At 73.3% G+C, this 524-nt stretch carries 1 pseudogene; it reads right to left on the reverse strand.

What is annotated here, in order from left to right:
- Positions 1–3 precede the first annotated feature (3 nt).
- Positions 4–303, reverse strand: a pseudogene (locus tag CSC71_RS15365) (pseudouridine synthase family protein); the annotation flags it as partial.
- Positions 304–524: the final 221 nt, after the last annotated feature.

The following is a 524-nucleotide window of genomic DNA, read 5'->3' on the forward strand; positions in this document are numbered from 1 at the left end:
TCCTTACTCCCCGCCCTCGAACAAGCGCACCACGTCCGCCGCCTCCAGCACCCGCCACTGCCCCGACGGCAGATCGTCCAGGCAGAAGCCGCCGATGCGGCTGCGGTGCAGCGCGGCAACGAGGTTGCCGATGGCGGCGAACATGCGACGCAACTGATTCAATCGGCCTTCGTGTCGCGCGAGGAGCACCTGGCCCGGCGCCAGCGCTTCCAACTCCCCCGGCAGCAGCGGCGTGGTCTCGCCATCGAGCAGCCGCGTGCCGCTGGCGAACAGCGCGGCCTCATCGCCGCGCAGGTCCTCGGCCCCCACGCGGCGATCACCGTGGCCGGGCAGGCCGGCAACTTCCAACTGGACGTGGCGGTGCCGCTGCTCCCGGCCAATCTGCTCGAATCGGTTCGGGTGCTTTCGGACGTGGCGCGGCTGCTGGGCCGGAACGCCATCGCCGGGGGGATAGGCCGGCAGGGGGGGGGGGGGGGGGGCGCAGTCACCGCACCGCGCCCGTGCACCCGGCGGTACCCCGGGCA

The sequence above is a fragment of the Pseudoxanthomonas sangjuensis genome, from assembly GCF_010211755.1.
Taxonomy (GTDB): domain Bacteria; phylum Pseudomonadota; class Gammaproteobacteria; order Xanthomonadales; family Xanthomonadaceae; genus Pseudoxanthomonas_A; species Pseudoxanthomonas_A sangjuensis.